Annotated in this window: 16 protein-coding genes; 11 read left to right on the top strand and 5 right to left on the bottom strand. The window is 34.5% G+C overall.

Features of this window, described 5'->3' with window-relative positions; translation table 11 throughout:
* Positions 1-5 precede the first annotated feature (5 nt).
* The 5 genes from AC1DVP_RS08835 to AC1DVP_RS08815 all read right to left on the bottom strand — a co-directional run bounded on the left by AC1DVP_RS08835 (position 6) and on the right by AC1DVP_RS08815 (position 3,772).
* Positions 6-635: a pyridoxamine 5'-phosphate oxidase family protein gene (locus AC1DVP_RS08835; RefSeq protein WP_477183133.1), complete on the bottom strand. Its 630-nt coding sequence runs from the start codon at positions 633-635 to the stop codon at positions 6-8.
* Positions 636-640: 5 nt separating this feature from the next.
* Complete coding sequence (locus AC1DVP_RS08830) at positions 641-1,054, bottom strand: nuclear transport factor 2 family protein (RefSeq protein WP_477183132.1); 414 nt, start codon at positions 1,052-1,054, stop codon at positions 641-643.
* Between the two features lie 82 nt (positions 1,055-1,136).
* Positions 1,137-1,673: a carboxymuconolactone decarboxylase family protein gene (locus AC1DVP_RS08825; RefSeq protein ID WP_477183131.1), complete on the bottom strand. Its 537-nt coding sequence runs from the start codon at positions 1,671-1,673 to the stop codon at positions 1,137-1,139.
* Positions 1,674-1,827: 154 nt separating this feature from the next.
* Positions 1,828-2,505: a Crp/Fnr family transcriptional regulator gene (locus AC1DVP_RS08820; protein WP_477183130.1), complete on the bottom strand. Its 678-nt coding sequence runs from the start codon at positions 2,503-2,505 to the stop codon at positions 1,828-1,830.
* Between the two features lie 127 nt (positions 2,506-2,632).
* The gene (locus tag AC1DVP_RS08815; RefSeq protein ID WP_477183129.1) at positions 2,633-3,772 is read right to left on the bottom strand and encodes an acyl-CoA dehydrogenase; all 1,140 of its coding nucleotides are present in this window, start codon (positions 3,770-3,772) and stop codon (positions 2,633-2,635) included.
* A gap of 96 nt (positions 3,773-3,868) precedes the next feature.
* Between AC1DVP_RS08815 and AC1DVP_RS08810 the strand changes: the two genes are divergently transcribed.
* The 11 genes from AC1DVP_RS08810 (at position 3,869) to AC1DVP_RS08760 (ending at position 24,649) form a co-directional block, all read left to right on the top strand.
* A complete protein-coding gene (locus AC1DVP_RS08810) occupies positions 3,869-4,936 on the top strand; it encodes an anhydro-N-acetylmuramic acid kinase (protein ID WP_477183128.1) in 1,068 nt (355 codons plus the stop codon).
* 252 nt (positions 4,937-5,188) lie between these two features.
* Positions 5,189-5,764, top strand: a complete 576-nt coding sequence (locus AC1DVP_RS08805) for a chalcone isomerase family protein (RefSeq protein WP_477183127.1) — start codon at positions 5,189-5,191, stop codon at positions 5,762-5,764.
* A gap of 308 nt (positions 5,765-6,072) precedes the next feature.
* On the top strand, positions 6,073-7,299 hold the full coding sequence (locus tag AC1DVP_RS08800; protein ID WP_477183126.1) for a Glu/Leu/Phe/Val dehydrogenase dimerization domain-containing protein: 1,227 nt from the start codon (positions 6,073-6,075) through the stop codon (positions 7,297-7,299).
* 460 nt (positions 7,300-7,759) lie between these two features.
* Positions 7,760-8,668, top strand: coding sequence for a glycoside hydrolase family 16 protein (locus tag AC1DVP_RS08795; protein WP_477183125.1), 909 nt, complete (start codon positions 7,760-7,762; stop codon positions 8,666-8,668).
* Positions 8,669-8,809: 141 nt separating this feature from the next.
* Complete coding sequence (bglX, locus tag AC1DVP_RS08790) at positions 8,810-11,104, top strand: beta-glucosidase BglX (RefSeq protein ID WP_477183124.1); 2,295 nt, start codon at positions 8,810-8,812, stop codon at positions 11,102-11,104.
* 405 nt (positions 11,105-11,509) lie between these two features.
* Positions 11,510-15,610 (top strand): hybrid sensor histidine kinase/response regulator, encoded by a 4,101-nt coding sequence (locus AC1DVP_RS08785; RefSeq protein WP_477183123.1) that lies wholly within the window; start codon positions 11,510-11,512, stop codon positions 15,608-15,610.
* A gap of 566 nt (positions 15,611-16,176) precedes the next feature.
* A complete protein-coding gene (locus AC1DVP_RS08780) occupies positions 16,177-19,281 on the top strand; it encodes a SusC/RagA family TonB-linked outer membrane protein (protein ID WP_477183122.1) in 3,105 nt (1,034 codons plus the stop codon).
* 60 nt (positions 19,282-19,341) lie between these two features.
* Positions 19,342-20,865: a RagB/SusD family nutrient uptake outer membrane protein gene (locus tag AC1DVP_RS08775; protein ID WP_477183121.1), complete on the top strand. Its 1,524-nt coding sequence runs from the start codon at positions 19,342-19,344 to the stop codon at positions 20,863-20,865.
* A gap of 7 nt (positions 20,866-20,872) precedes the next feature.
* Positions 20,873-21,979, top strand: a complete 1,107-nt coding sequence (locus AC1DVP_RS08770) for a hypothetical protein (protein WP_477183120.1) — start codon at positions 20,873-20,875, stop codon at positions 21,977-21,979.
* 134 nt (positions 21,980-22,113) lie between these two features.
* Positions 22,114-23,505 (top strand): endo-1,4-beta-xylanase, encoded by a 1,392-nt coding sequence (locus AC1DVP_RS08765; RefSeq protein ID WP_477183119.1) that lies wholly within the window; start codon positions 22,114-22,116, stop codon positions 23,503-23,505.
* Between the two features lie 238 nt (positions 23,506-23,743).
* Positions 23,744-24,649 carry an energy transducer TonB gene (locus tag AC1DVP_RS08760; protein WP_477183118.1) on the top strand — a complete coding sequence of 302 codons (906 nt, stop codon included), beginning with the start codon at positions 23,744-23,746 and terminating at the stop codon, positions 24,647-24,649.
* Positions 24,650-24,940: the final 291 nt, after the last annotated feature.

Below are 24,940 nucleotides of genomic sequence, written 5' to 3'. Positions count from 1 at the left end.
CAAATTTAATTTAAACCAGATTCTTTTAGTCTGCTTTTAAGATTTTCTATTTCTTCTTCTAATTTTGAAATGTATTGAAATTTTGGCTCAAAAGCGATTTGTATTTCTTCGACAGTAAAACGCGGTGTGATGTGCTGAGGACAATTCCAGTCAAAAGCTTCAATATGAAAAAGCATCATCCGTTCTGGACGAAACTGATAGTCACCTAAATCGAGTTTGGACAATAATTCAGGATTATCTTTGAGTTCAACAATTTCGGCTTTGGCCAAAATTTTTAATCTTGCTCTTGCTGGATAATCCATCATTATCAGTGCAACATTATTGTTGGTCGCAAAATTTCCAACGGATATGTACTGTTTGTTTCCTGAAAAATCGATAAAACCAATAGTGTTTTTATCTAAGACTTTTACAAAACCTTTGGGTCCGCCTCGATGCTGAATGTAAGGAAAGTTTTTTTCGCCAATGGATGCCAAATAGAAACTATCCCGATTGCTTATAAAACTCATTTCATTTTCGGACAAGCCATCAACAATATTGAATTTCTCCATTCGTTCATACCCTTTTCGGCTACCGTGTACTTCTTGTAGTGCTTTGACAGCATCCGAAAAGGCTATTTCTGCAAAATTTTTAGCCATGATAATTATTTAAATTTTCTGTCTTTTTCGTCTATTGGTAAATCATTGATACTGGCAAAACGTTTACGCATCAAACCATTTTCATCAAATTCCCAGTTTTCATTTCCATAGGCACGAAACCATTGTCCTGCCTCATTTCGGTATTCATATTCAAAACGGACTGCCATTCTATTTTCGCGAAAACCCCATAACTCTTTTTTGAGTTTATAATCGAGTTCTTTTTCCCATTTGGCTTTTAAAAACTCTTTTACAGCATCTCGACCATTAATAAAATCCGTTCTATTACGCCATTCTGTATCAATAGTATACGCCAAAGCAATGCGTTCCGGGTCTTTACTATTCCAGGCATCTTCGGCCAATTGTACTTTTTGCAAAGCAGTTTCCATATTAAATGGAGGAAGTGGATGTTTTTGTTCCATGATAATTAAATTTGCTTAAATATAATGCAAACCAACTCAAATTGAATTGGTTTGCATCTTATTAGTTTAAAAAAATTATAATTTATAAAGATGGTGCCAAAGGAAAATCGACGGCTACTTGTGTCAAATTGTGCAAAAAGTTCATCGCAGTTTTGTCGCTTATTAGGAGTATCAAATCAACTAAATTCTCATTAGTATAACCTTGAGCAAAAAAAGCGTCAACTAAATCAGCATTAGCGTTTCCTCTAGTCTGTGTAATTTCGGCTGCAAGCTGAACCAGTGCGTTTAATTTGGCATCAGTAGCTTTCCCTCTTCGAATGTCTAACAATTGCTCATCTGTAAAACCATTCATTTTCCCAATAACAGTATGGGCACTTTGGCAATACGTACAGTTATTAACTTGACTTACGATTAAATTTACCGCTTCTTTTTCTTTATTGGATAAAGAAGTTTTAGCATTTTGATAGGCTAAATATTTTTCTAACCCATTTTTTGAATACGCAATAGTAGCATATAAATTAGGTACAAATCCTAATGCTTTTTGTAGGTTGTCAAAAATTACTTGATTATTTTCTGAAACTTCTGATCTTGTTGGAACTGAAAATGTTGTAGTAGTCATTTTATTTTTCTTAAAATTGCTTGTCGATATTGACATTACAAAGATGCGACAGCTTTAAAAGTTATAAAATGGATAATAAACGCAAGGTGATGGACAATTTTCCTTACTAAAAATATACTTACTAGTTTAGAAAGAAAATAAAATAGTTGAAAAACTATAATTTAGTAATGTCCTCAATGATTATTTCTTTACGATTGTAATGCAACAATCCATTGGTTTCCATTTCATTTAGCAACTGAGTGGCAGTTTGCCTCGAAGTACAAATAATTTGAGCCATATCATTTTGAGTGAGGTAATTTTCAATAATCACTCTATTTTCGGTGCGCTTCCCTTCTCTTTCGGCCCAGTCTTTCAGGAATTGATACAACCGGGTTTTGGCATCTTTCGAAATCAGATTGGCATAACTGTTTTTAATGCGTTTCATTTTCAGCCCCACAAACTTGGTATATGACAACGCCAAACTAGGGTTTTGAAGCAATAAGTTTTCAAAATCAGACATTAAAAAACTGCAAATAACCACGTCATCCGAGAGAACTTTAGCATATTCATTGGATTGAGCATCATTTTCTAATGTCAATTCGCCAAATAAATCTCCTTTTTGAATAATATCTTTTATGCTTTCGTTTCCTTCTTCATCTACAGCGACAATCTTGATACTTCCTTTTTTCAGAAGAAAAATCCTTGGCACGTCCGAATTGGAGAAATAAATAATCTCTCCTTTATTGGCTTTTTTGAAACCCGTGATGATACACAACTGCTTGATTTGAGACATACTCAATGTCCAAAATAATTTGTGATCCCGAAGGTACCAATATTTCAATTCGTCGTACATAACTATTTATGAATATGTTCTAATTAGTGTAAAAATAAACAAAGTCGATTTAAAAAGCATATCCTTTAAATAAAAAATCCAAACTCGAAAATTCAAGTTTGGATTTATATGTTGAGTTAAAAAAAAATTATGCTATCAAGGTTCTAGAAATCACAATACGCTGAATTTCGGAAGTTCCTTCATAAATCTGAGTGATTTTGGCATCACGCATCATACGCTCTACATGATACTCGGCTACATAACCGTTTCCGCCGTGAATTTGTACGGCTTCGATAGTGGTATCCATCGCGGTTTGAGAAGCAAATAATTTGGCCATTGCTCCCGATTGAGAAATATCCATTCCAGCATCTTTTTGGTAAGCCGCATTATAACACAACAATCTGGCTGCCGAAATTTGAGTCGCCATATCAGCAAGTTTGAAGGCTATTGCTTGGTGCTTGAAAATTTCTTTACCAAAAGATTTACGCTCCTGCGAATATTTTAAAGCCAATTCATAAGCGCCTGCAGCGATTCCTAAAGCTTGGGAAGCAATTCCGATGCGTCCGCCGTTTAAAACCGACATCGCAAAATTGAAACCAAAACCATCGGCACCTATTCTGTTTTCCTTTGGCACTTTCACATCATTAAACAATAAAGAATGTGTGTCGGAACCGCGAATACCCATTTTCTTTTCTTTTGGACCAATATCAAATCCTGCCCAGCCTTTTTCTACAATAAAAGCATTAATTCCTTTGTGTCCTTTTTCAATATCCGTTTGGGCTATTACAATATATATTGATGCTGTTCCACCATTTGTAATCCAATTTTTGGTTCCATTTAATAAATAATGATCCCCTTTGTCAATTGCTGTTGTTTTTTGAGAAGTTGCATCTGATCCTGCTTCTGGTTCAGACAAGCAAAATGCTCCAATTACCTCTCCTTTGGCAAGCGGAACAAGATATTTCATCTTTTGTTCTTCGTTACAATATTTTTCTAATCCTGCACAAACCAAAGAATTATTTACAGACATGATAACTGCTGCCGAAGCATCCACTTTAGCAATTTCTGATATGGCCAAAACATAAGAAACACTATCTAGCCCAGAACCTCCATATTTTGGATCAACCATCATTCCCAGAAATCCAAGTTCAGCCATTTTTTTGACTTGCTCCGTAGGAAATTTGGAGTGCTCATCTCGTTCGATTACTCCTTCCAACAATTCAGCTTGAGCAAAATCCCGCGCTGCTTGTTGTATCATTAATTGTTCTTCGGTTAGATTAAAATCCATAATAATATAAAATAAAGTGTGGTTTTTGTTTAAAAAATGTTTTCAAAGGTAATTTTTAATTATGAAATTTTCAATTTTGAATCGTAAATTTGGCCTATGAAAAAAGATTACTATAACGTTATCGGAGTGATGTCAGGAACTTCGCTGGATGGAGTCGATTTGGCTCATATTCAATTTGTAATAAAAAATAATAAATGGTCATTTGAAATTTTAGAATGTGAAACCATTTCTTACGATTCCAATTGGATTAGCATCTTAAAAACCGCAGTCGATTATACCGAAAATCAACTAACCGAATTAAATAAAAACTATACCCAGTTACTCGCTTCTATCATTACTGATTTTATAAACAAACATGCTCTTAAAAATCTGGATGCAGTTTGTTCGCATGGGCATACTATTTTACATCAGCCACAAAACGGCTTTACGCTTCAAATTGGTAATTTGCCTGAAATTGCCAAACTAATCCAGCAAAAAACAGTCTGTGATTTCAGGGTACAAGATGTTCAATTAGGGGGACAAGGAGCACCATTGGTTCCCATTGGTGACCGAATCTTATTTCAGGAATATGATTACTGCATGAATCTAGGCGGTTTTTCGAATGTGTCTTTTGAAGAAAACAATACCCGGATTGCATTTGACATTTCAGCCGTAAATACCGTTCTTAATTTTTATGCCAATCAATTGGGTCTTGATTATGATGATAAAGGCCAAATTTCCAGAATCGGGAATTGCAGCACTGATTTATTAAACGAACTAAACTCTTTAGATTTTTACCAAAAAAAACATCCAAAATCGTTGGGATTCGAATTTGTGAAAGAAATTGTTCTTCCCATAATTGAAAGCTATCCGATCTCCATTGAAGATAAATTACACACATACACTGAACATATAGCAATCCAAATAGCATTGGCTCTGCCAAAGAAAAAAGGAAGCATGCTCACTACCGGAGGAGGCGCCTATAATGATTTTCTAATCGAAAGAATTCAATTTCACCTGCCTGAAATGAATGTTATTATTCCTTCAAAAAAAATTCTGGAATTCAAAGAAGCACTAATTTTTGCCTTACTAGGTGTTTTAAAACTGCGGGAAGAAGTAAATGCGCTTCAAAGCGTAACAGGTGCTAAATATGATCATAGTTCTGGAGCCGTTTATACTCCTTAAAAATAAAAAAATTTGTGCAATATTCAAAAAAGCACAATAACATTTTAATTMCATCCCGATTACTAAATACAATTAAAGACATTTTCCTACTTTGTATGTAAGTGATTATTTACTAGATGATTGCATTTTGATAAGAAAACAACCAACTACAACGTTGTAATTTGCATAATTAATAAAATAACATCAATTTAATATGTTGTTTTTAACTATTTAGCACTAATTTTGCACAAAATTGCAAAAATACGCCTAACTATGAAAAAAATACTGTTAGTAATAATGTTAGTCATTACTGCCCTATTCTCTGAAGCCCAAGCCCAAAAACAAATCGTGTTTGAAGGAGTAACTATCCCTAGAACAATGAAATTTGAAAACAAAACTTTACAGCTAAATGGTGCAGGATCAAGATCCAAAATGTGGGTAGAAGTTTATATACAAGCCTTATATTTGAGCCAATTATCTCAAAATGCAAAAGAAATTATCAACGATAATGTAGAAATGTCAATTCGGATTGAAATTACCTCAGCTTTAGTTTCATCAGGTAAATTAACCAGAGCATTACATGCAGGATTCGAAAAATCGGCTGGTGAAAATTTGGATGCTTTAAAACCAAAAATGGAATTATTGAAAAGCTACCTGGCTGATGAAATCAAGAGAGGAGATGTTTTTGAATTAACTTATAATCCAACAGACTCTTCTGTTTGGGTTGTTAAAAATAGTGAGCTGAAAGGAAAAGTTCCTGGATTTGATTTCAAAAAAGTATTTTTCGGTATATGGTTAGGTGACAAGCCAGTCGATGAAGAGTTAAAAAACAGTTTATTAGGCATCTAATATTAAATATCATTATTCCAGAAACACCGTTAATACCACCGTTAAATACCACAATAACAAAATGGGCATCGATTGAAATTGGTTGCCAATACCAATAAAGTCATGCTCATTTTAATTAAAAAAGGAATATTCATTTTATATTATTAATTCAAAAATTATCCTGAATACAAAAGTGCTTTTCAATCTATTCAAAAAATAGAAAAGCACTTTTTTTATGCAAAATACTCAAATACAAAAAAAATCTATCGGATACATATTTCTCATAAAACCTTTTATATATTTGTCAAAAATAAACATATCACAACAATATGAAAGATTTGTTAAAGAAATTTGAAAATAAAGCTCCTGAAATTATTTTCAACTGGAAAGATTCCGAAACCGAAGCCGAAGGCTGGACAGTCATAAACTCTCTTCGGGGCGGTGCAGCAGGCGGAGGAACCCGTATGAGAAAAGGATTAGATATGAATGAGGTATTGTCTTTAGCAAAAACAATGGAAGTGAAATTTTCGGTTTCTGGACCTGCAATTGGCGGTGCAAAATCCGGAATCAATTTTGACCCAAATGATCCCCGCAAAAAAGGGGTTTTGCAGCGTTGGTACAGAGCCGTTTCCCCTTTATTAAAAAGCTATTACGGTACAGGAGGTGATTTGAATGTTGATGAAATTCACGAAGTAATCCCAATGACAGAAGAATGCGGTGTTTGGCATCCGCAGGAAGGTGTTTTCAACGGCCACTTTAAACCTACCGAAGCTGATAAAATCAACAGAATAGGGCAATTGCGACAAGGAGTAATCAAAGTAATAGAAAACCCAAAATTCTCTCCAGATGTTACCCGAAAATATACGGTAGCCGATATGATTACAGGATACGGCGTTGCCGAAGCTGTACGCCATTTCTACGATATTTATGGCGGTTCCGTAAAAGGAAAGAAAGCTATTGTACAGGGTTTTGGAAATGTGGGTTCGGCAGCTGCTTTTTATCTAGCCGAAATGGGAGTCAAAATCATCGGAATTATTGACCGAGACGGCGGATTAATTAAAGAAGAAGGTTTTACTTTTGAAGAAATTAAAGCATTATTTCTTGCCAAAGACGGAAATAAATTGGTTGCAGGGAACATGATTCCTTTTGAAGAAATCAACCAAAAGATATGGACAATTGGTGCCGAAATATTCACGCCCTGCGCAGCTTCCAGGTTAGTTACACAAAATCAAATAGACAGCTTAATCTCGAATGGACTTGAAGTAATTTCTTGTGGCGCCAATGTTCCCTTTGCCGACAAGGAAATTTTCTTTGGTTTGATTATGGAAGAAGTTGACCACAAAGTAAGCTTGATTCCTGATTTTATTTCAAATTGCGGAATGGCCCGAGTTTTTGCTTATTTCATGGAAAAGAAAGTTCAAATGACCGATGAAGCTATTTTTCATGACACTTCAGAAATCATCAAAAATGCCATTAAAAAAGCTTATGACTTAAACAACTCTAAAACAAACATCAGTGCTACTGCATTTGAGATTGCCTTAAAACAACTGACGTAACAAAATACCTTTTTTTCAAAATTCCACCACGGATTGAACAATTTTAAAACTGTTCAATCCGTGTTTTTTTTACTTATAAAATCTTGTTCCCAGAATCCGCATTAGAAATCTAGTGCAGATTCTGGGTTTAATTTTTATAAAAAAAAACACCAAGTACTACGATACCCATAACCAAGAGCCAATTCTAATAAAAACAACTTCTCAATACATCATTAATGATATATTATGCGTCAAATTTGATACCCTGCTCTTTAATATACTCTCTACTTTTATCAAAAATAATTTTGCTGTTTTATAGCAAGTTAGCTATGGTGAACAAATATTCACGTATATAAATTTTCAGAATTATTACTGCTTAAAGAACACTATGCTTAATTGTATAAAAACAGTTTGAACCACCAATTCAAATCCCAAATTAATAAGCTATTAGAACCAAAAATTAACCATTTTAAAAAAAAACATGAAAAAATTAAGTCTGCTATCATTATCATTAACCTGTGCGTTTGGATTTGCATCCTGCTCTGACAATCTTACTCCTGAAACAGAAACCCAATCACTAAGTACTGTCACAAATAAAGTCGCCGCTGCCCCTTGGGTAAAACAATTTGAAGATACATTTGATGTAGGTTCTACCCTTTCTAAATGGACAAAGGCACAACGTACTGATTATAATTCTAAATATTGCGATTATAACAGTTCAGTACCTACGATACAAAAAAGAGAAGGAAAAGGATGTCTAGAAATTAAGACCACAAAGTTGAGTGCAGCTAAATATCAATCTGGTCTAATTAAATCTAATTATCAGTATAAACCAGAAAACAATACAGAGTACATGCTATCAGCCAATATTAAATTAATAGCTATGGACGGTGTCAATTTCAAATCATTCACAGATACTTATGGGGCCTGGCCTGCTTTCTGGAGTGTTCAAGAAAATGCTTGGCCAGTTCAAGGAGAAATTGACATCATGGAAGGCTACTCTTTTGCTCCAAATGCATCTCGTTTTACTTCTAATCTTTTTTATGGTACAGCTGCAGGTGCAAATCAATTAGGAAACGCCGCCGAAAGACGCTATCCAAGTACATTTAATCTAAACGGAAATAACGGCTGGCATTTGTACGAATCCTTCTGGAAAATGAAAAACGATGTAGTAACGGTAACTATAAAATTAGATAATGTAACTATTTCAACTTACACTAATAGTGGTGTATCAAAGCTTAACTTAAATAATTTTGGACCGCATAATATCATTTTCAACATGAATGTAGGATCAAATGATTCCAATTTTATAGATCCGAATAAAATAAACTTATTTACAACTGTTATGATGTGGGTAGATGATGTTACGGTTTACAAAAGATCAATCTAAACTAAACCGCAGCTTGTACTAAAAGTCTATAAATTTGGTTGGCAGATTAAAAACCTCCAAGGTTAGACACCTATTCATTTACCACAAATTACACATTCATGACTCATTTATAAGAGCCTGAAAAGAAAATTAATTAACACAATGACATATAAACAAACAATAACCATAGGGCTTTATACCTTACTGACAATTGGAACTATTACCGCGCAGAAAAAGCCTCATCTAGACAAAACAAAACCAACCGAAGAACGCATAGATTTGCTAATGAAGCAGATGACTTTGGAAGAAAAGGTTGGACAAATGAACCAGTACAATGGTTTTTGGGAAGTAACAGGGCCTGCACCAAAAGGAGGAAATGCCGAATTAAAATACAAACATTTGCGTGACGGCTGGGTGGGCTCAATGCTTACTGTACGCGGTGTAAAAGAAGTAAGAGCAGTTCAAAAAATTGCAGTGGAAGAAACTCGTTTGGGAATTCCATTGATTATTGGGTTTGACGTAATTCACGGGTACAAAACTTTAAGTCCAATTCCGCTGGCAGAAGCGGCAAGCTGGGATATGGAAGCAATAAAAAAATCAGCTCAAATAGCGGCAGCCGAGGCCTCGTCTGTGGGGATTAACTGGACTTTTGGGCCTAATGTCGATATTTCTAATGATGCGCGTTGGGGACGTGTAATGGAAGGAGCCGGAGAAGACCCCTACTTAGGAAGTAAAATTGCTACGGCAAGAATAACTGGTTTTCAAGGAGATTCCAAAGCCGATTTAGCTAAAGTAAACACGATTGCGGCTTGTGCAAAACATTTTGCTGCCTACGGTTTTGCCGAGTCCGGTCGTGATTATAATACTGTAGACATTAGTAATTCTAAATTATACAACACGGTTTTACCTCCGTTTAAAGCAGCTGCAGATGCGGGCGTCCGCACCTTCATGAACTCTTTTAATATTCTAAATGGAATTCCTGCCACTGGAAATTCTTTTTTACAAAGGGATATTCTAAAAGGGAAATGGAAATTTGACGGTTTTGTGGTTTCTGATTGGGCTTCGATTCGTGAGATGATCACACACGGATTTGCAAAAGATGGCGCAGAAGCATCCCAAAAAGCGGTGAATGCAGGTTCTGACATGGATATGGAATCTCATCTATATTTGGACGAATTAGTCAATTTGGTAAAAAAAGGCAAAGTAAACGAAACTCTGGTTGATGATGCCGTTCGTAGAATTTTGCGTGTGAAATTTGAGCTAGGATTATTTGACGATCCGTATAGGTATTGTGATGAAAAACGTGAAAAGGCAACTATTGGGAGCAAAGCCAATAATGACGGCGTTTTGGATATGGCAAAAAAATCGATTGTATTGTTAAAAAACGAAAATAATTTGCTTCCGCTAAAAAAAACTGGACAAAAAATTGCTTTAATTGGTGCTTTGGCCAATGACAAAAACAGTCCATTGGGAAGTTGGAGAATCGCATCAGATGATAATACTGCCGTTTCAGTTCTAGAAGGAATGCAACAGTACAAAGACAATCAATTAACCTATGAAAAAGGATCTGATTTAACCACTGGGAAAACCACTTTTTTAGACGAATTGGTTTTTAATACCACTGATACGAGCGGATTTGAAGCTGCAAAAAAAGCAGCTTCTAATGCTGATGTGGTAATCATGGTTTTGGGAGAACACGGATTTCAATCTGGTGAAGCACGCAGTAGAACCAATCTGGATTTACCTGGAAACCAACAAGAATTATTAGAAGCAATTTATAAAGTAAACCCCAACATAGTTTTGGTTTTAAATAATGGCAGACCTTTATCAATTCCTTGGGCAGCAACACATATCCCTGCCATTGTAGAGGCTTGGCAGCTGGGAACGCAAACTGGAAATGCGGTGGCTCAAGTCCTGTACGGAGATTATAATCCAAGCGGGAAACTGCCAATGTCTTTTCCGAGAAACGTAGGCCAATGTCCTATTTATTACAACATCTATAACACCGGAAGACCTGCAGATGTTGATAAAAATGTATTTTGGTCACATTATGCCGATGTAGAGAAAACACCGCAATTCCCTTTTGGTTTCGGATTGAGCTATACCGCTTTTGAATATAAAAATCTGAAAATAAACAAAGCCGCTTTTGCAAAAGGAGAGTCGGTAAAAGTTTCTGTAGAAATTACAAACTCTGGAAATTATGACGGAAAAGAAGTAGCACAATTGTATATTCAAGATGTTGCTGCTAGTTTAGCCAGACCTATAAAAGAATTAAAAGGATTCGAATTAGTTGATTTAAAGAAAGGAGAAACCAAAACCATAACCTTTACTCTAACAGACAAAGAATTAGGTTTTTTTGATAACGACGGAAACTATTTGGTAGAGGCTGGCACTTTCAAAATTATGGTCGGAGGAAGCTCTGACAAAGGGCTAGAAAGCAGTTTCGAACTGCAATAGGGCGCTTTATAAACATTTTTTTTTCGCCACGAATTTCACAGATTTTTGCCAATTTTATTCTATACTAAAGAATTGATTTGGAAAATCTGTGAAATTCGTGGCAAAATTTTTCTTTGATATTATTTACGGATAATCCCTCCATAACCATAATAGCAAAACCGCTATTCTATAGCTTAAACTTACTCAATCAATACTTTTATTTCTTCCAAAAAAGTATTTAAATTTTGGTTGTCAGGAACCTACTTCTTCATTTCATCGGAACAAAAATTCTTTTTGGCGTGGGGTCAATTGAATTATCTGTTTTTTTGATCTAAATTGCAGGGCTATTTAAACCCTAATTATTTTACAATGTTCAGCCGCAAAAAATGCTCAGTATTACTCCTTCTCTTTTTCATTGTACCGAGCTTGTTTTCTCAAAACAATTTTGAAAATTTTCAGTTTCTTTCTATAAAAGAAGGGATTTCAAAAAGAGCAGTTTCAAGTATTTCTCAAGATCACTATGGTTTTATGTGGTTTGGTACAGATGGTGCAGGATTGTACAAATATGATGGCATAAATTATACAAATTACGAGTATGATTGGAAAAACGCCAACAGTATTAATAGTAATTTAATTTATGCAACCTACATTGATACTTACAATAGACTTTGGGTTGGCACCGAAGAAGGATTGTGTTTGTACAACCGAAATCTAAATAGATTTGAAAATATAGACTTGAAAAAACCATTTACGCTTGGATATAAAAATGTAATAACAGTAAAAAGCATTATTCAGGACAATACGGGAAATCTTTTAATAGGAACTTATGCCCATGGGCTATTCAAATTAAATTTGAAAACCTTAAAAATTGTGACTGTCCAATTAAACTCGGCTTTAAACAATAACAGTAAGATTAATTGTTTTGCAAAAAACAAAAAAGGAATCCTTTATCTTGGAACAGACTTAGGGGTATTAGAATATGATTCCAAAAGCAATAAGGTGAAGCAAGCGACATGGGATACAAAAAAAATAACGGTTACAGACCCTATAGAATCATTATTTATTGATGCCAATGAAAATTTATGGATTGGAACTCTTTCCAGCGGATTACTTAAAATTTCGGGCAATCAAAAAACAACTCAAATCGATTCATTTCGAATTTCCAAAAATAAAATATTATCTGTAATTGGCGTCAATTCTCATACTCTCATGTGTGGTACCGAAAATGACGGATTATTTTTAATCAATGATAAAGGCAATATAATACATCGGTATTTAAATAGTAAATCTGACAATCATAGTTTAAAATCCAATTCTATCTGGTCTTTATATTCAGACAAAGACAAGCGAATTTGGTTAGGGTATTACAATAAAGGCGTTGGAATTTTTGATGAGCGTCACGCCAAATTCAAGGCAATAGAAAGTCTTCCCACCAATACAAACTCTTTGCAGACAAGCTCTGTTACTGGGATTGAAAAAGACAGCTCTGGTAAGTTATGGATTAGTATGGAGGGTGGCGGAGTCGATGTTCTGGATCCTTCCACTAAAAATTTTAAACACATCAACAATCAGGACTCCAAAAATTATTCTGGGCTTACAAGCAATAATATCTTAACAGTTTTTATAGACAGCAAACAAAACATTTGGTTAGGAAGCTGGAATGACGGTATTTATTTTTTGAAAAAAGGATCTAAAACATTTGTCAATTTCACTTCAAAAAACACGACCGGCTTAACATCTGACCAAATTTTTAGTTTTTCGGAGGATTCAAAAGGAATAATTTGGATAGGTTCCTACATGAAAGGACTGCATTATTATGACCCTCTAAAAAATGAATTTCATCATTGTGATTCAAAACCATTTGTTGCTAACAATTTAAACACCGCTAACATCCGAAAAGTTTTAGTAGATTCAAGGAATGTGATATGGGTTGCTACAATAGACGGTTTGTACCAAGTTCACAGAAATTCAAATGTGGCTTTCTCAGTTGTGTCGATGAAAGATATCATGTCAAAAAGCATAAAATCGAATAAAAGCACCAATACGATTTTATCTTTATATGAATCCAAAAATAAAATTCTCTGGATAGGAACTGCTGGTTCAGGCTTGTTTAGTTATGATGCGAAAAGCAACAAACTAGCATGGTACACTGATTTTCCAGGATTCAAAGAAAAACTCGTGGTTGCAATAACCGAATCTCGTGATGGCGCTATCTGGATCAGCGGAAAAACAGGGATAACAAAATTAGACTTAAAGAACAAAAAAGCAGTAAATTTCTCAACCACTGATGGGCTTCTGAGTAACGACTTTAATAACAATGCCGTCTTGAATGACAAAAATGGCGATTTATATTTTGGAAGTTACGAAGGAATAAATTATTTCAATCCTAATAAAACATCAAATAATATAAAGGAGCCATTGCTTTATTTGGATGATTTTAAGTTATTCAACAAGTCTATTCATCCAAATGAGCCACAATCTCCTTTAACTGAAGTAATATCCGAAACGGATCATATTACACTTCACTACGACCAATCCGTATTTACTATTGAATATATTGGCCTCAATTATTCCTATCCAAGTACCAATGAATATGCCTATTATCTTGAGGGTTTTGAAAAAAACTGGAATTATGTAGGCAATAAACGCTCGGCAACTTATACGAATTTAGCTCCTGGAAAATATGTTTTTAAAGTCAAGTCGGCGGCACGAGGCGGGAATTGGAATCAGAAACCTTTGCAGCTATATATCGAAATTTTACCCCCTTGGTGGAGAACATCTTGGGCTTATTTTTTCTATTTCTTAATAATTGCAGGAACCTTTTACGCCATTAATAAATATTATCAAAATCGCTTTAAGGAAAAACAAGCAATAAAATTTGAAAGAGATAAAGCGACGCAAATAGAAAAATTAAACACCAAAAAATTACAATTTTTCACCAATATCTCTCATGAATTCAGAACTCCTTTAACTTTGATCCTAAATCCATTAGCTGATCTTATCAAAAATAAAAGTTTAGAATTGCCGTATGATGTCGTGAATAAACTGCAAATCATGCACAAAAGTTCTGATCGCCTTTCAAAACTGATAAATGAATTGATGGATTTTAATAAATTACAGTTCAATCAAGTCGTTGTACAAGTGCAAAAAATAGAAATAGTCAGTTTTACCAAAGACATTATTGAGTATTTTGATGAAGAAGCCTCTAGCCGAGGAATTACCTTAGTTTTTGAATCAAACACAGCCGAATTGCAAGATTGGTTAGACCCAAAAATGGTTGAAAAAATTATTTTTAATATTGTATCCAATGCTTTTAAAGTAACTGCAGATAATGGGTTTATTAAAGTCCAAATAAATGCATCGCAAAAAACAGAGCGATTCCCGTTGACCAATATTGACAAAGAAATACCTTATTTTGAAATTGCAATAACCGATACAGGTGCTGGATTGGATAAAAAAGACATTAAAAAAATATTTGATCGATTTTATCAAGTAAACAACTTAAGCAAAGCCTATTATGGCAGTACAGGAATTGGATTGGAGGTTGTTCGGGGATTTGTCGAATTGCACAAAGGAAAAATTGAAGTCGAGAGCGAATTGGGGATTGGATCAACATTTACTGTTACTTTTCCGCTTGGAAATGATTTCTTCGCCGAAGATGAAATTGTTAAAGAAACATTCAAAAAAGAAGCGAAGATAACCCCGCACCTTTTATCAATTCTAAACAAAGAGAAACCTAGTGAACCCGCTTCAGAAAAAGTGCACACCATCCTTATTGTTGAAGACAATACCGAATTGAGGAATTACTTAAAAAAGGAATTAAAAAAGGAATACAAAGTACTTGTTGCAGAAAATGGCCAAAAAGGATTAGAGTTAGCTTTAGAAAAATCTCCAGATATAATTATGACAGATGTAATTATGCCTATTATGAATGGTTTAGAATTGTGTAAAAACATAAAAAAAGACATAAAAACAAGTCATATTCCATTATTGATGCTATCCGCAAAAGCTATGGTCAAAGACAAACTGGAAGGAATAGATTCTGGTGCCGATATTTATTTAAGTAAACCTTTTGACATGGATATTTTGAAATCGAGCTTGGTACAACTCATTACCAGCAGACAAATTATGTTTAATAAATTCTATCATGGAATTTCTAAAAAAACAAAAGGTAAAATAACTACATTAGACAATGAGTTTATTCAAAAAATATTGAGCTATATTCATGAAAACATCAACGAATCGGATTTAAGTGTCGAAATATTGGCTTCGAAAGTATTCTTAAGCAGAAGTCAGCTCTATCGAAAAATAAAAACACTTACTGGAGTATCCGTAAATGAATTCATTAGAAATGTACGACTAGAAAAAGCCAAAGAATTAATTGCTTTGGGCAATAATAACATCAACGAAATTAGCTATAAAGTAGGATTTGCATCTCACTCCTATTTTACAAAATGCTTTAAAGACAAATACGGTCATCTTCCAACTCATAAAAATGATGATGATACAATTAATTCGAATGAATAATTGAAAGCAATGATTTTAAAAAAAAGGAAATTCTTCATCGAATTTCCTTTTTTTTGGTTTTAAAATAAGTAGAATTATATACTTCATAAACCAAAATCCATCCTAGAAATTTTTGTTATAAAACCGAATATTATATAAAAAAAGACCCCATATATCGTCTTTTGGAACAAGAAAGGATTATTGGACTGATTAAACTCCAACTCCTTTATTACTACTTTTCCAATTATTATCAAAAACATATTTTTCTTCCTTATTCTTTTTGATAATAAATTAATAACAGGGGTTTTTCTGTGAATGTGGCAAAAATATATTTTGTCGCATAAATCTGTCATCGCCTGTAATTAGGGGTTTTTTGGTTGTTTTCTGCAACAAATTTGTTAGATTATGCGTCATGCTTGTTATAATTTCAGTACTGAACACGTGTAGTTTTGGGCATGTCTATTTTTTAAAATATTTGAATTTTTATTTTTCTATAAAAGAAATTTCCTCTTCAGAAAAGAGATTCAAATTTATAGATTATTAGAAAATATACCAATTTATAAAAACTAACCAAAACAAACTTTTTCATGAAAAAAACATTATTTAAAAAATTAGTAACGCTAGTTTTAATACTGTCTGGATTTTCCTTTTTTGGACAGACTATTAAAGGCAAAGTGGAATCTTCGGGATTGCCCTTGTCTGGTGTAAATATTTCTGTAAAGGGAACGTCTATTCGATCCTCAAGTAGTTTTGATGGTTCATTTACACTAGATCAAGTTCCGCCAAATTCCAAAATCATCTTTAGTTTCATCGGTTTCCAAACAAAAGAAATCCAATCTGACGGCAAAACAAATTTAATTGTACATCTTTATGAGGACACCAAAACATTAAATGAAGTAGTTGTTATTGGATACGGAACATCCAAAAAGAAAGACATTACAGGTGCAATCTCATCTATAAAAGCTTCAGAAATTCAAGACAAGCCTTTTACTTCTATTGACCAAGCACTTGTAGGAAAAGCGGCGGGTGTGAATGTGACTCAAAATTCAGGTACTCCAGGAGGAGGGATCTCTGTTCAAATTAGAGGAATTACGTCTATTAATGGAAACGAACCATTATATGTTATAGATGGAACTCCAATATTTGCAGATAAAAACAATGATTCTTTTGCATTTAGCGCATTAGGCGGAGGAAATGGACAAACAAAAAATTCAGCATTGTCCAGTTTAAATATCTCTGATATCGAATCTATTGATATCTTAAAAGATGCTTCATCAACAGCAATCTATGGGGCAAATGGAGCCAACGGAGTTGTTTTGATTACTACCAAAAAAGGGAAAAAAGGAAAATCAATGGTTGCCTATGAAACTTCCTTTGGTACTCAAGAGGTTGTAAATTTTGTTGATGTTTTAAACTTACCGGAATATGCTAAATATCAAACAAAAATTTTTGCATTAAATGGGGAACCTATTCCATTTCAATATCAAAAGCCAGATTTATTAGGTAAGGGAACAAACTGGCAAGACGAACTTTTTAGAACAGCGATGATGTACAACCATCAGTTGTCATTTTCAGGTGAAAAAGAGGGAACAAGATATTATACTTCCTTAAATTATTTTAATCAAGAAGGAGTTGTTCTAAATTCAGGTTTCAACAGAATATCCATGCGATTAAATATAGATTCGAATGTTAAATCTTGGCTAAAAATTGGTAATAATATTGCATTGAGTAAATCGTCTCAAAAAGTTGTAAGAAACGATGACAGAGGCGGCTTAGTCATGAATACGCTAAGACAATCTCCAGAATTGCCTGTTAGATATCCTGATGGTTCTTTTGCTGGCCCTATCTCCGGTTTAGGTTCTTCGGCAAATGAGGCAACTAATCCAATTGCTTTGTCTGAATACAATAATGCAGAAAACGACAGATATAAAATCAATGGGAATTTATTTGCTGATTTCACTCTTACTAAAGGATTGGTTTTTAGATCAGAATTAGGATATGATTTGAATTTTGCAAAAAGCAGTTCTTTTGCACCTGCATATACATTAGGAAAAGTATCAGAACTTTTAAACAAATCATTCAAACAGCAGGATCAAAGTTTTTATTGGAGTATTAAAAATTATTTGACTTATAATAAAACCCTTAATGACAAACACAATTTTACCTTTTTATTAGGGCAGGAGGCTCAGGAAAGCCAATACGAATATTTGAGTGGTTACAGAACGGGAGATTTTTTAAATAAAGATTTTACCAACTTAAATATAGGTGATATTGATACTGCTTTGAATGGAAATGGTTCTGGCAGATGGTCTATGACTTCTTATATTTCGAGATTAAATTATAGTTTTTCAGATAGATATTCATTCTCCGCTTCTTTAAGAGCTGATGCTTCTTCAAACTTTGGCCCTAATAATAAATGGGGGTATTTCCCTTCGTTTTCCGGAGGTTGGACTGTGAGTAACGAAAAGTTCTTTGAGCCATTATCAAATACCATAAATTATTTGAAATTTAGAGTTGGTTATGGTGCTGTAGGAAATCAAAATATTCCAGCCAATAGATACCAAACCATTTTAACTTTAACTCCATCTCCATTTGGAGGCTCATCTCCAACAATTGATAATTTAGGCAATCCTGATATTAAATGGGAGTCGCTAAAATCTTTCAATGCCGGTCTTGATTTAGATATGCTTAATAATAGAGTAAAGTTTGCATTTGATTACTATATTAAAAATTCTTCAGATTTCTTAACAAAACAAATCAACGACGAATCTAATCAAAGTGCACTTAACTACTATTTGAATACAGGCGAAATTAAAACTAAAGGGGTAGAATTTACATTGAATACAAGAAATATTGTAACTGAAAATTTTTCTTGGGACAGTACTATTATTTTATCAAAATACAATAATGAGTTAACTAGTTTTCAAGGTGATGGCAAATCATTATTAGGAAAAGTACAATTCGATTTATATACCGTTACTAAAACTTCAGAAGGACAGCCGGTAGGGCAATTTTATGGATATGTTACCGACGGATTGTTTAAAAATGCTGCTGAATTAGCCGCAGGACCTACTCAGGAAACAGGAACAGCTGTTGGTGATATCCGTTTTAAGGATCTTAATGGAGATGGAAAAATTGATGCTAAAGATCAAACTGCAATAGGAAGCGCAATTCCAGATTTTACGTATTCATTTACAAATACTTTTAAATACAAAAACATCACTTTAGCAGTTGTTTTAACAGGAAGCCAAGGTAACGAAATCTACAACTTTACGCGCCATTATACTGATGGTATTTATCCGGGATTTGGAGATCGATACGCAAATGCAAGCACTGAGGTTTTAAATGCTTTTGAACCAGGTGTAAACGAAAATACAAATGTGCCTAGAATTACACTTACTGATCCAAATGGAAATGGCAGAATTTCGAACAGATTTGTTGAAGATGGTTCTTATCTAAGAATTCAAAATGTTTCTTTGAGCTATGATCTTCCTAGTAAGATATTCGAAAAATCTATTTTCTCTAGTGTTCGATTCTATGCAAATGTGCAAAATCTGTACACGTTTACAAAATATTCCGGATTTGATCCTGCTTTAGGAAATTTAGATCAAAATATAACATTGAACGGTATTGATTTAGGAAGATATCCAGTTCCTAGAACGACTTCAATCGGAGTAGATTTAAAATTCTAAAACTTAAATAAAATAGTATTTAACTTAATGATTAATAGTCATTATATAAAAATAATAGTTATGCAAAAACGTTTTAAACTTTTTATGATAGGAATGCTCATACCATTGCTGTCTTTGTTTTCTTGTTCAGATGAATTTTTGGATGCACCATCTGAAAATCAATTAACACCAAGTGATTTACCAGAAGGGATTACCGCTTTTGACGGAATCGCCGAGAGTTTGTATTTCAAACCTTGGTTTGCTTTTAATGACAAATTCTTAATTGCTGTAGGAGATATGTATGCCGGTAATGCTTTTACAACTGATGGTGCTTATGCACAATTTCTAAATGCTCAGGTAACATCACAAAACCCGATTTTAACAGAAGGATACGTTTCTTTATTTTCGGTTGTCGATCAAGCAAATAATTTAATGAAGTTGGTTGAAGACAGAAAAAGCGAATTACCAGAAGCATCATATAAAAATGCTATTGCAATATCACGTTTTATGAGAGCAAATGCTTATTTCTATTTGGTGAGAACTTTTGGCGCTGTGCCTATTGTTGCTAAATCAGGTTCTGCAGCGCAGCCAAAAAGAAATCTTGTAGAAGATGTTTATAAATTTATAAAACTAGATTTGGAATATGCCGTTGCAAATTTACCTGAAATGTCAACAAAAAAAGGGTATGTCAATAAAACTGTAGCCAAGGGTGTTCTCGCAAAAGTACATTTAACGCTGCATGAATATGCAGCATGTGCTAGTTTAACCCAAGAAATTATGGGAAAACAATATTCTCTAATTCAAGAATATGGTAACTTGTTCAGCAGTCCAGAAAACAATAATAGTGCCGAGAGTATGTTTGCTCTACAATGGAAAGCTATTGCTACAGAATGGGGAACTCAAAACACAAATCAAGCCTACATAGTTCCTGGAGAAACTGGAATAACCGGCGGTGGTGACGGATGGGGAGTTTACCTGCCTTCTATTTCATTACAAGACGGTTTTGAACTAAAAGACCGCAGAAAAAAATATACTATCATGACCGATGGTGACTTTTATCCTGAATTGTTAAAAAATCAAGGTGGTTTCACGTATAAAAAAATACTATCTTCTACAGGAGCTAATTTCAGAAAGTACATTGTAGGTTCTGCTGCAGAAAGAAATGATGTGTTTTTTATGAGAACATCACAAAACACAATTATGTTGAGATACTCTGATATTTTATTAATGCATGCCGAAGCGATTTTGGCTGGAGCCAATTCTACAACAGAAGGATCAGCATTAAAAGCCTTCAACGAAGTGAGAACTAGAGCAGGATTACCAATTAAAACAGAACTTACAAGAGACGAATTGTTTAATGAAAGACGAGTTGAATTTGCTCTTGAAGGACAATATTTCTTTGACTTAAAACGTCGTGGTTTAGCCGAAGCGACAGCAATTATTTCGCAGCAGGAAGTTGGTTTTTATTCTAATAGTGAGAGAACAAATTTAGTTTCCAGAAAGATAACTCCAACAAGCAATTATTTTGAATTGCCATTACCGCAATCTGCAATTGATACTAATCCATCATTGTTAGAACCTCCAGTTCCTTTTAACTTTAATTAATTTTCATATGATGATCAATAAAATAAAATATAGCATTATAATTCTTTTGGTTTTGGCTTCTTTTACGGGATGCCAAAATGACGATGCAGTTACTGCAAACGTAGACGCAATGGTTTCTGAGCCGGGTGATTTACTAAATCAAACTTTTCCGCTCAGGAAAATTAGAGTCGAGGGTCAGGGATTGTCTGGATTGAAAAAAATAACTCTTGACAATAAAATTGACATTGTTTTTAATCCTACCTATAATTCAGATAAAGCGTTTATTTTCACTATCCCTTTTGATGATAAACTAGGAAGCAGATTTGGCGTACAGCCAATCACATTTGTAACTGCAACTGGTTCGGTTACCAAGGATATAGAGATTTTACAGCCTAATCCAACTATTGTTAAAACTATACCAGCTGTGGCAACACCTGGGTCTCCTTTGACAATTGAAGGAACTTGGTTTTATAATGTTTCTTCGGTGACCGTAGGAGGAAAAGCTGTAAGTTATACCGTAAATTCATCTTCTTCAATCATTATCGGCTTACCGTCAAATACAGTTTCTGGTTCAGAGTTGGCAATTACTACCCCTGGGGGCACAGTGAAAAAAACAATTAATTTTGAAAAAGTAGTAATTGTGTCTGATTTTGATGGAGGCGGCAGCAGAGAATCTTGGAGCTCTTATGGTGATGTTGCTTCTTTTAATGCAAGTACTGCGGGCGGACCAACAGGTAATTATGCAGCCCTAACTTGGACTGGCTCAACTGCAAATGGCTACAACGGCAGCAGCGCTGGCGGCGGAGCTAATTTCTTGAGCGCAACAAATACAGATGCAACAAGAACTTTTATAGATATTGATGTAAGTGCAAATGTTATAGGAGCACAATTTGCCATTCAATTGAATACTATTGATGGTGTAAATTATGGTTATAATTTCAAAATAACGGATGTAAATTGGACCACTAAGACAATAACTTTAGCCGATTTTAAGGATAATTATGGTTGGGGAGGCAATTCAGCTGTGGCATTGGATGCTTCTAAAGTTAATGAAATTAAGGTTGGAATCGCTCAAGGCGATACACCAAATCCCAGCACAATAAAATACGATAATATTAAAGTTCGGTACAAATAATTTATTGGTTTTAAGTTTTGTTTTTACTTCAAAAAGGTTGTGGTCAAATACAGCCTTTTTATGTAGTAACTGAATTATTAAATTATAAAAATAATAAAGAATATTTTCTTGAATGTATTCTAAAATTTAAAAAAATGAAATATAAATTTTTACTAGTTTTAACTAGCATTATGCTTTTTTTGAATTCTTGTTCAAAAGAGGATAACATAGTTGCCGATACTTTAACTACTCCTATCGCAAATGCATCCGCAGATATAAGCGATACTAGTTTTAAAGCCAAATGGAACTTTGTTTCCACCGCTCAAAGTTACCTTTTGGATGTTTCTACCAGCGCTGATTTTACAACTTTCGTTCCAAATTACAATTCAAAATCAATATCTGATTTAAATGGAACGGTTGTGGGGCTAAATAGCGGCACTCAGTATTTTTACAGAGTCAGAGCTAAAAGAGACTCGCAGATTTCGGGCTATTCAAATGTAATTAGTGTTGTAACGACGGGTACAAGCAACGTTCCTGAGGATCCTACTTTTCTAAAAGTTAAGGCAAATAAATTAGCAAATCCATTTTTTGTAGGTATGGCTGTAAAAGCGAATCAATTAGACAATGGAAGTAAATATGATGTAATATTGAAAAATGAATTTAGCAGCATTTCTGCAGAGTATGAAATGAAAATGAATCCGATTTCAACTGCAAGCGGGGTTTACAACTGGACTGCAGCAGACAAAATTGTTGCTTATGGAAATGCTAATGGTATTAATGTTCATGGTCACACTTTGGTATGGCATAATGCGGTGCCAAGCTGGCTAACTAATTTTTCAGGTACCGATGCAGAATTTACAGCCGAAGTAAAAAAATACATTACTGATGTTGTTACTCATTACGCAGGAAAAGTAAAATCTTGGGATGTAGTAAACGAAGCTGTAGATGACAATAGCGGCAACTTGAGAAATACCATTTTCCTTAAAAGAATGGGGCCAAATTATATTAAAGATTGCTTTAAATGGGCTAGAGATGCAGCAAATGCGGCAGGCGATACAAAATTATTATTGTTTTATAATGATTACGCTACTGCAACGAATATTCCAAAGCAAAATAAAATGTTTTCGATAATAGATGATTTAAAAGCAAGTAACCTTATTGATGGAGTAGGTTTTCAATCGCATAACACTTATTTAAGCCCAACCAAAACTCAAATCGAAACTGATATTAATAGAGCTGTTGCTAAAGGTCTAAAAATTCATATTTCTGAGTTGGATATTCAAGTGAATCCAGCAAATGATATTACCTCTTTTACCAATGAAAGAAGACTGGCTCAAAAAGAAAAATACAAAGAGATAGTCAAAATATACAATGCGCTTCCTGCAGCAAACAAATATGCCTTAACAATTTGGGGACTTAAAGATAATGAATCTTGGATTCCATATAACACTGATTCAAATCACCCAGGAAACGATTGGCCTTTATTGTATGATTCAAATTTTGCTATTAAAAGTGCTCATACCGGATTCCTGGGAGGCTTAGATTAAACCTTATTTGGACACCATTCCTTTTATTATGCCACAATTACTATGAAAAATAGGATTGTGGCATTTTATTTATAAACCACTTTTCAATTGCCACTAAATGACATAATAAAAAAATATTTTTGCGCAAAAGTTAAACTTTATCTTGCACCAAATAGTTCCAATCATACTTTTTACTTCTAACAATTTTTAGTACTTTTCAACGTTTTTATAAGTATACTTTTTTAATTCAATTTCCACAATGAGTTCTACACTTTCCAACGATCAAAAGAAATCATTAGTACTATCCATACTCATTTATGCATCCTTATTGCTGCTATTATTTTTCATTCGATTCTGGCCTCCATATAATCCCGAAAACAATGTAGCACTTGCCGGCGGCGGCGGCGGCGGCGTTACTTTAAATTTTGGAGACAGCGATTTGGGCTCTGGGAAAAACACGCAAAGCAAAGTCTTGAATGTTCAAAACCATGTAAAACAAGCTCCAGCCCAAAGCACTCCCGACGAAGCCATTTTATCTCAAGAGAATGCCACTGATGAAAGCGTTGTGATGCCGCAAAAGGAAAAACCAAAGAAAACCCAAGTTGTCGTTAAACCCGAAATCAAACCCGAAGTCGTTAAACCAAAAGTTTCCAATTCTACCAATGACGCCTTGGCCAGCATATTAAAAGGCTCTAACAAAGGCGGTGACGGCGATGATAAAACTGCTGGCAACAAAGGAAAATCCAATGGAAGTTTGACCGCAACAGGCTATTATGGCACTGGCGGTTCAGGCGGAGGAACCGGCGGAGGCAATGGAACAGGAAACGGCATTGGCAACGGAAGCGGTTACGGTCCTGGCAGCGGAGGCGGCTCGGGCGGTGGCACAGGAGGCGGTTCCGGTTATTCTCTCGGAAACCGAAAAGCACTTTCAAAACCCGCTCCCAAATACACTTGCAACGAATCTGGGAAAGTGGTTGTCGAAGTTTCTGTTGACAGAAACGGGAATACCATGGATGCCGTTGCAGGCATAAAAGGTACGACCAACACCGCAAAATGCCTGCTGGACCAAGCCCGAATTGCAGCCATGAATACCAAATGGGACGCCAGCTCCGATGCTCCCGTAAAACAAATAGGCAAGATTATTTATAATTTTAATTTGAATTAAAACAAAAATTAAGAGCAGAACTTTTGCGTATTCCATCAGCAGTTGTCCCGCTCCTATGTTTGCATAGTTATAAAATCTCCTATCAAAGATATATATTTGGAATGATAAAGTGAAAGAGGATGAGAGTTGAAATCCCGCTAAATGACTCAAGAAGTACATTGTCGGAAAGATATAACCTCATTCTTTTTATCTTTTAGAGTCTGAACAGAATGTAAGGAACTACGCAAGTCGTAATATCCAGAATATCCAACTAGGAGAAAAGACGAAGGGAGATTCATCACTTTATTATAA

It is taken from the genome of Flavobacterium sp. P3_A6, from assembly GCF_056403035.1.
Note: the sequence above shows the minus strand (reverse complement) of the source record. Positions and strands in the feature narration are given on the sequence as shown.

Coding starts and splice junctions, on each gene's coding strand:
- AC1DVP_RS08825 (WP_477183131.1), bottom strand. CDS start 1,673: ATGACTACTACAACATTTTCAGTTCCAACAAGATCAGAAGTTTCAGAA.
- AC1DVP_RS08795 (WP_477183125.1), top strand. CDS start 7,760: ATGAAAAAATTAAGTCTGCTATCATTATCATTAACCTGTGCGTTTGGA.
- AC1DVP_RS08800 (WP_477183126.1), top strand. CDS start 6,073: ATGAAAGATTTGTTAAAGAAATTTGAAAATAAAGCTCCTGAAATTATT.
- AC1DVP_RS08810 (WP_477183128.1), top strand. CDS start 3,869: ATGAAAAAAGATTACTATAACGTTATCGGAGTGATGTCAGGAACTTCG.
- AC1DVP_RS08765 (WP_477183119.1), top strand. CDS start 22,114: ATGAAATATAAATTTTTACTAGTTTTAACTAGCATTATGCTTTTTTTG.
- AC1DVP_RS08805 (WP_477183127.1), top strand. CDS start 5,189: ATGAAAAAAATACTGTTAGTAATAATGTTAGTCATTACTGCCCTATTC.
- AC1DVP_RS08770 (WP_477183120.1), top strand. CDS start 20,873: ATGATGATCAATAAAATAAAATATAGCATTATAATTCTTTTGGTTTTG.
- AC1DVP_RS08835 (WP_477183133.1), bottom strand. CDS start 635: ATGGCTAAAAATTTTGCAGAAATAGCCTTTTCGGATGCTGTCAAAGCA.
- AC1DVP_RS08780 (WP_477183122.1), top strand. CDS start 16,177: ATGAAAAAAACATTATTTAAAAAATTAGTAACGCTAGTTTTAATACTG.
- AC1DVP_RS08775 (WP_477183121.1), top strand. CDS start 19,342: ATGCAAAAACGTTTTAAACTTTTTATGATAGGAATGCTCATACCATTG.
- AC1DVP_RS08820 (WP_477183130.1), bottom strand. CDS start 2,505: ATGTACGACGAATTGAAATATTGGTACCTTCGGGATCACAAATTATTT.
- AC1DVP_RS08760 (WP_477183118.1), top strand. CDS start 23,744: ATGAGTTCTACACTTTCCAACGATCAAAAGAAATCATTAGTACTATCC.
- bglX (WP_477183124.1), top strand. CDS start 8,810: ATGACATATAAACAAACAATAACCATAGGGCTTTATACCTTACTGACA.
- AC1DVP_RS08815 (WP_477183129.1), bottom strand. CDS start 3,772: ATGGATTTTAATCTAACCGAAGAACAATTAATGATACAACAAGCAGCG.
- AC1DVP_RS08830 (WP_477183132.1), bottom strand. CDS start 1,054: ATGGAACAAAAACATCCACTTCCTCCATTTAATATGGAAACTGCTTTG.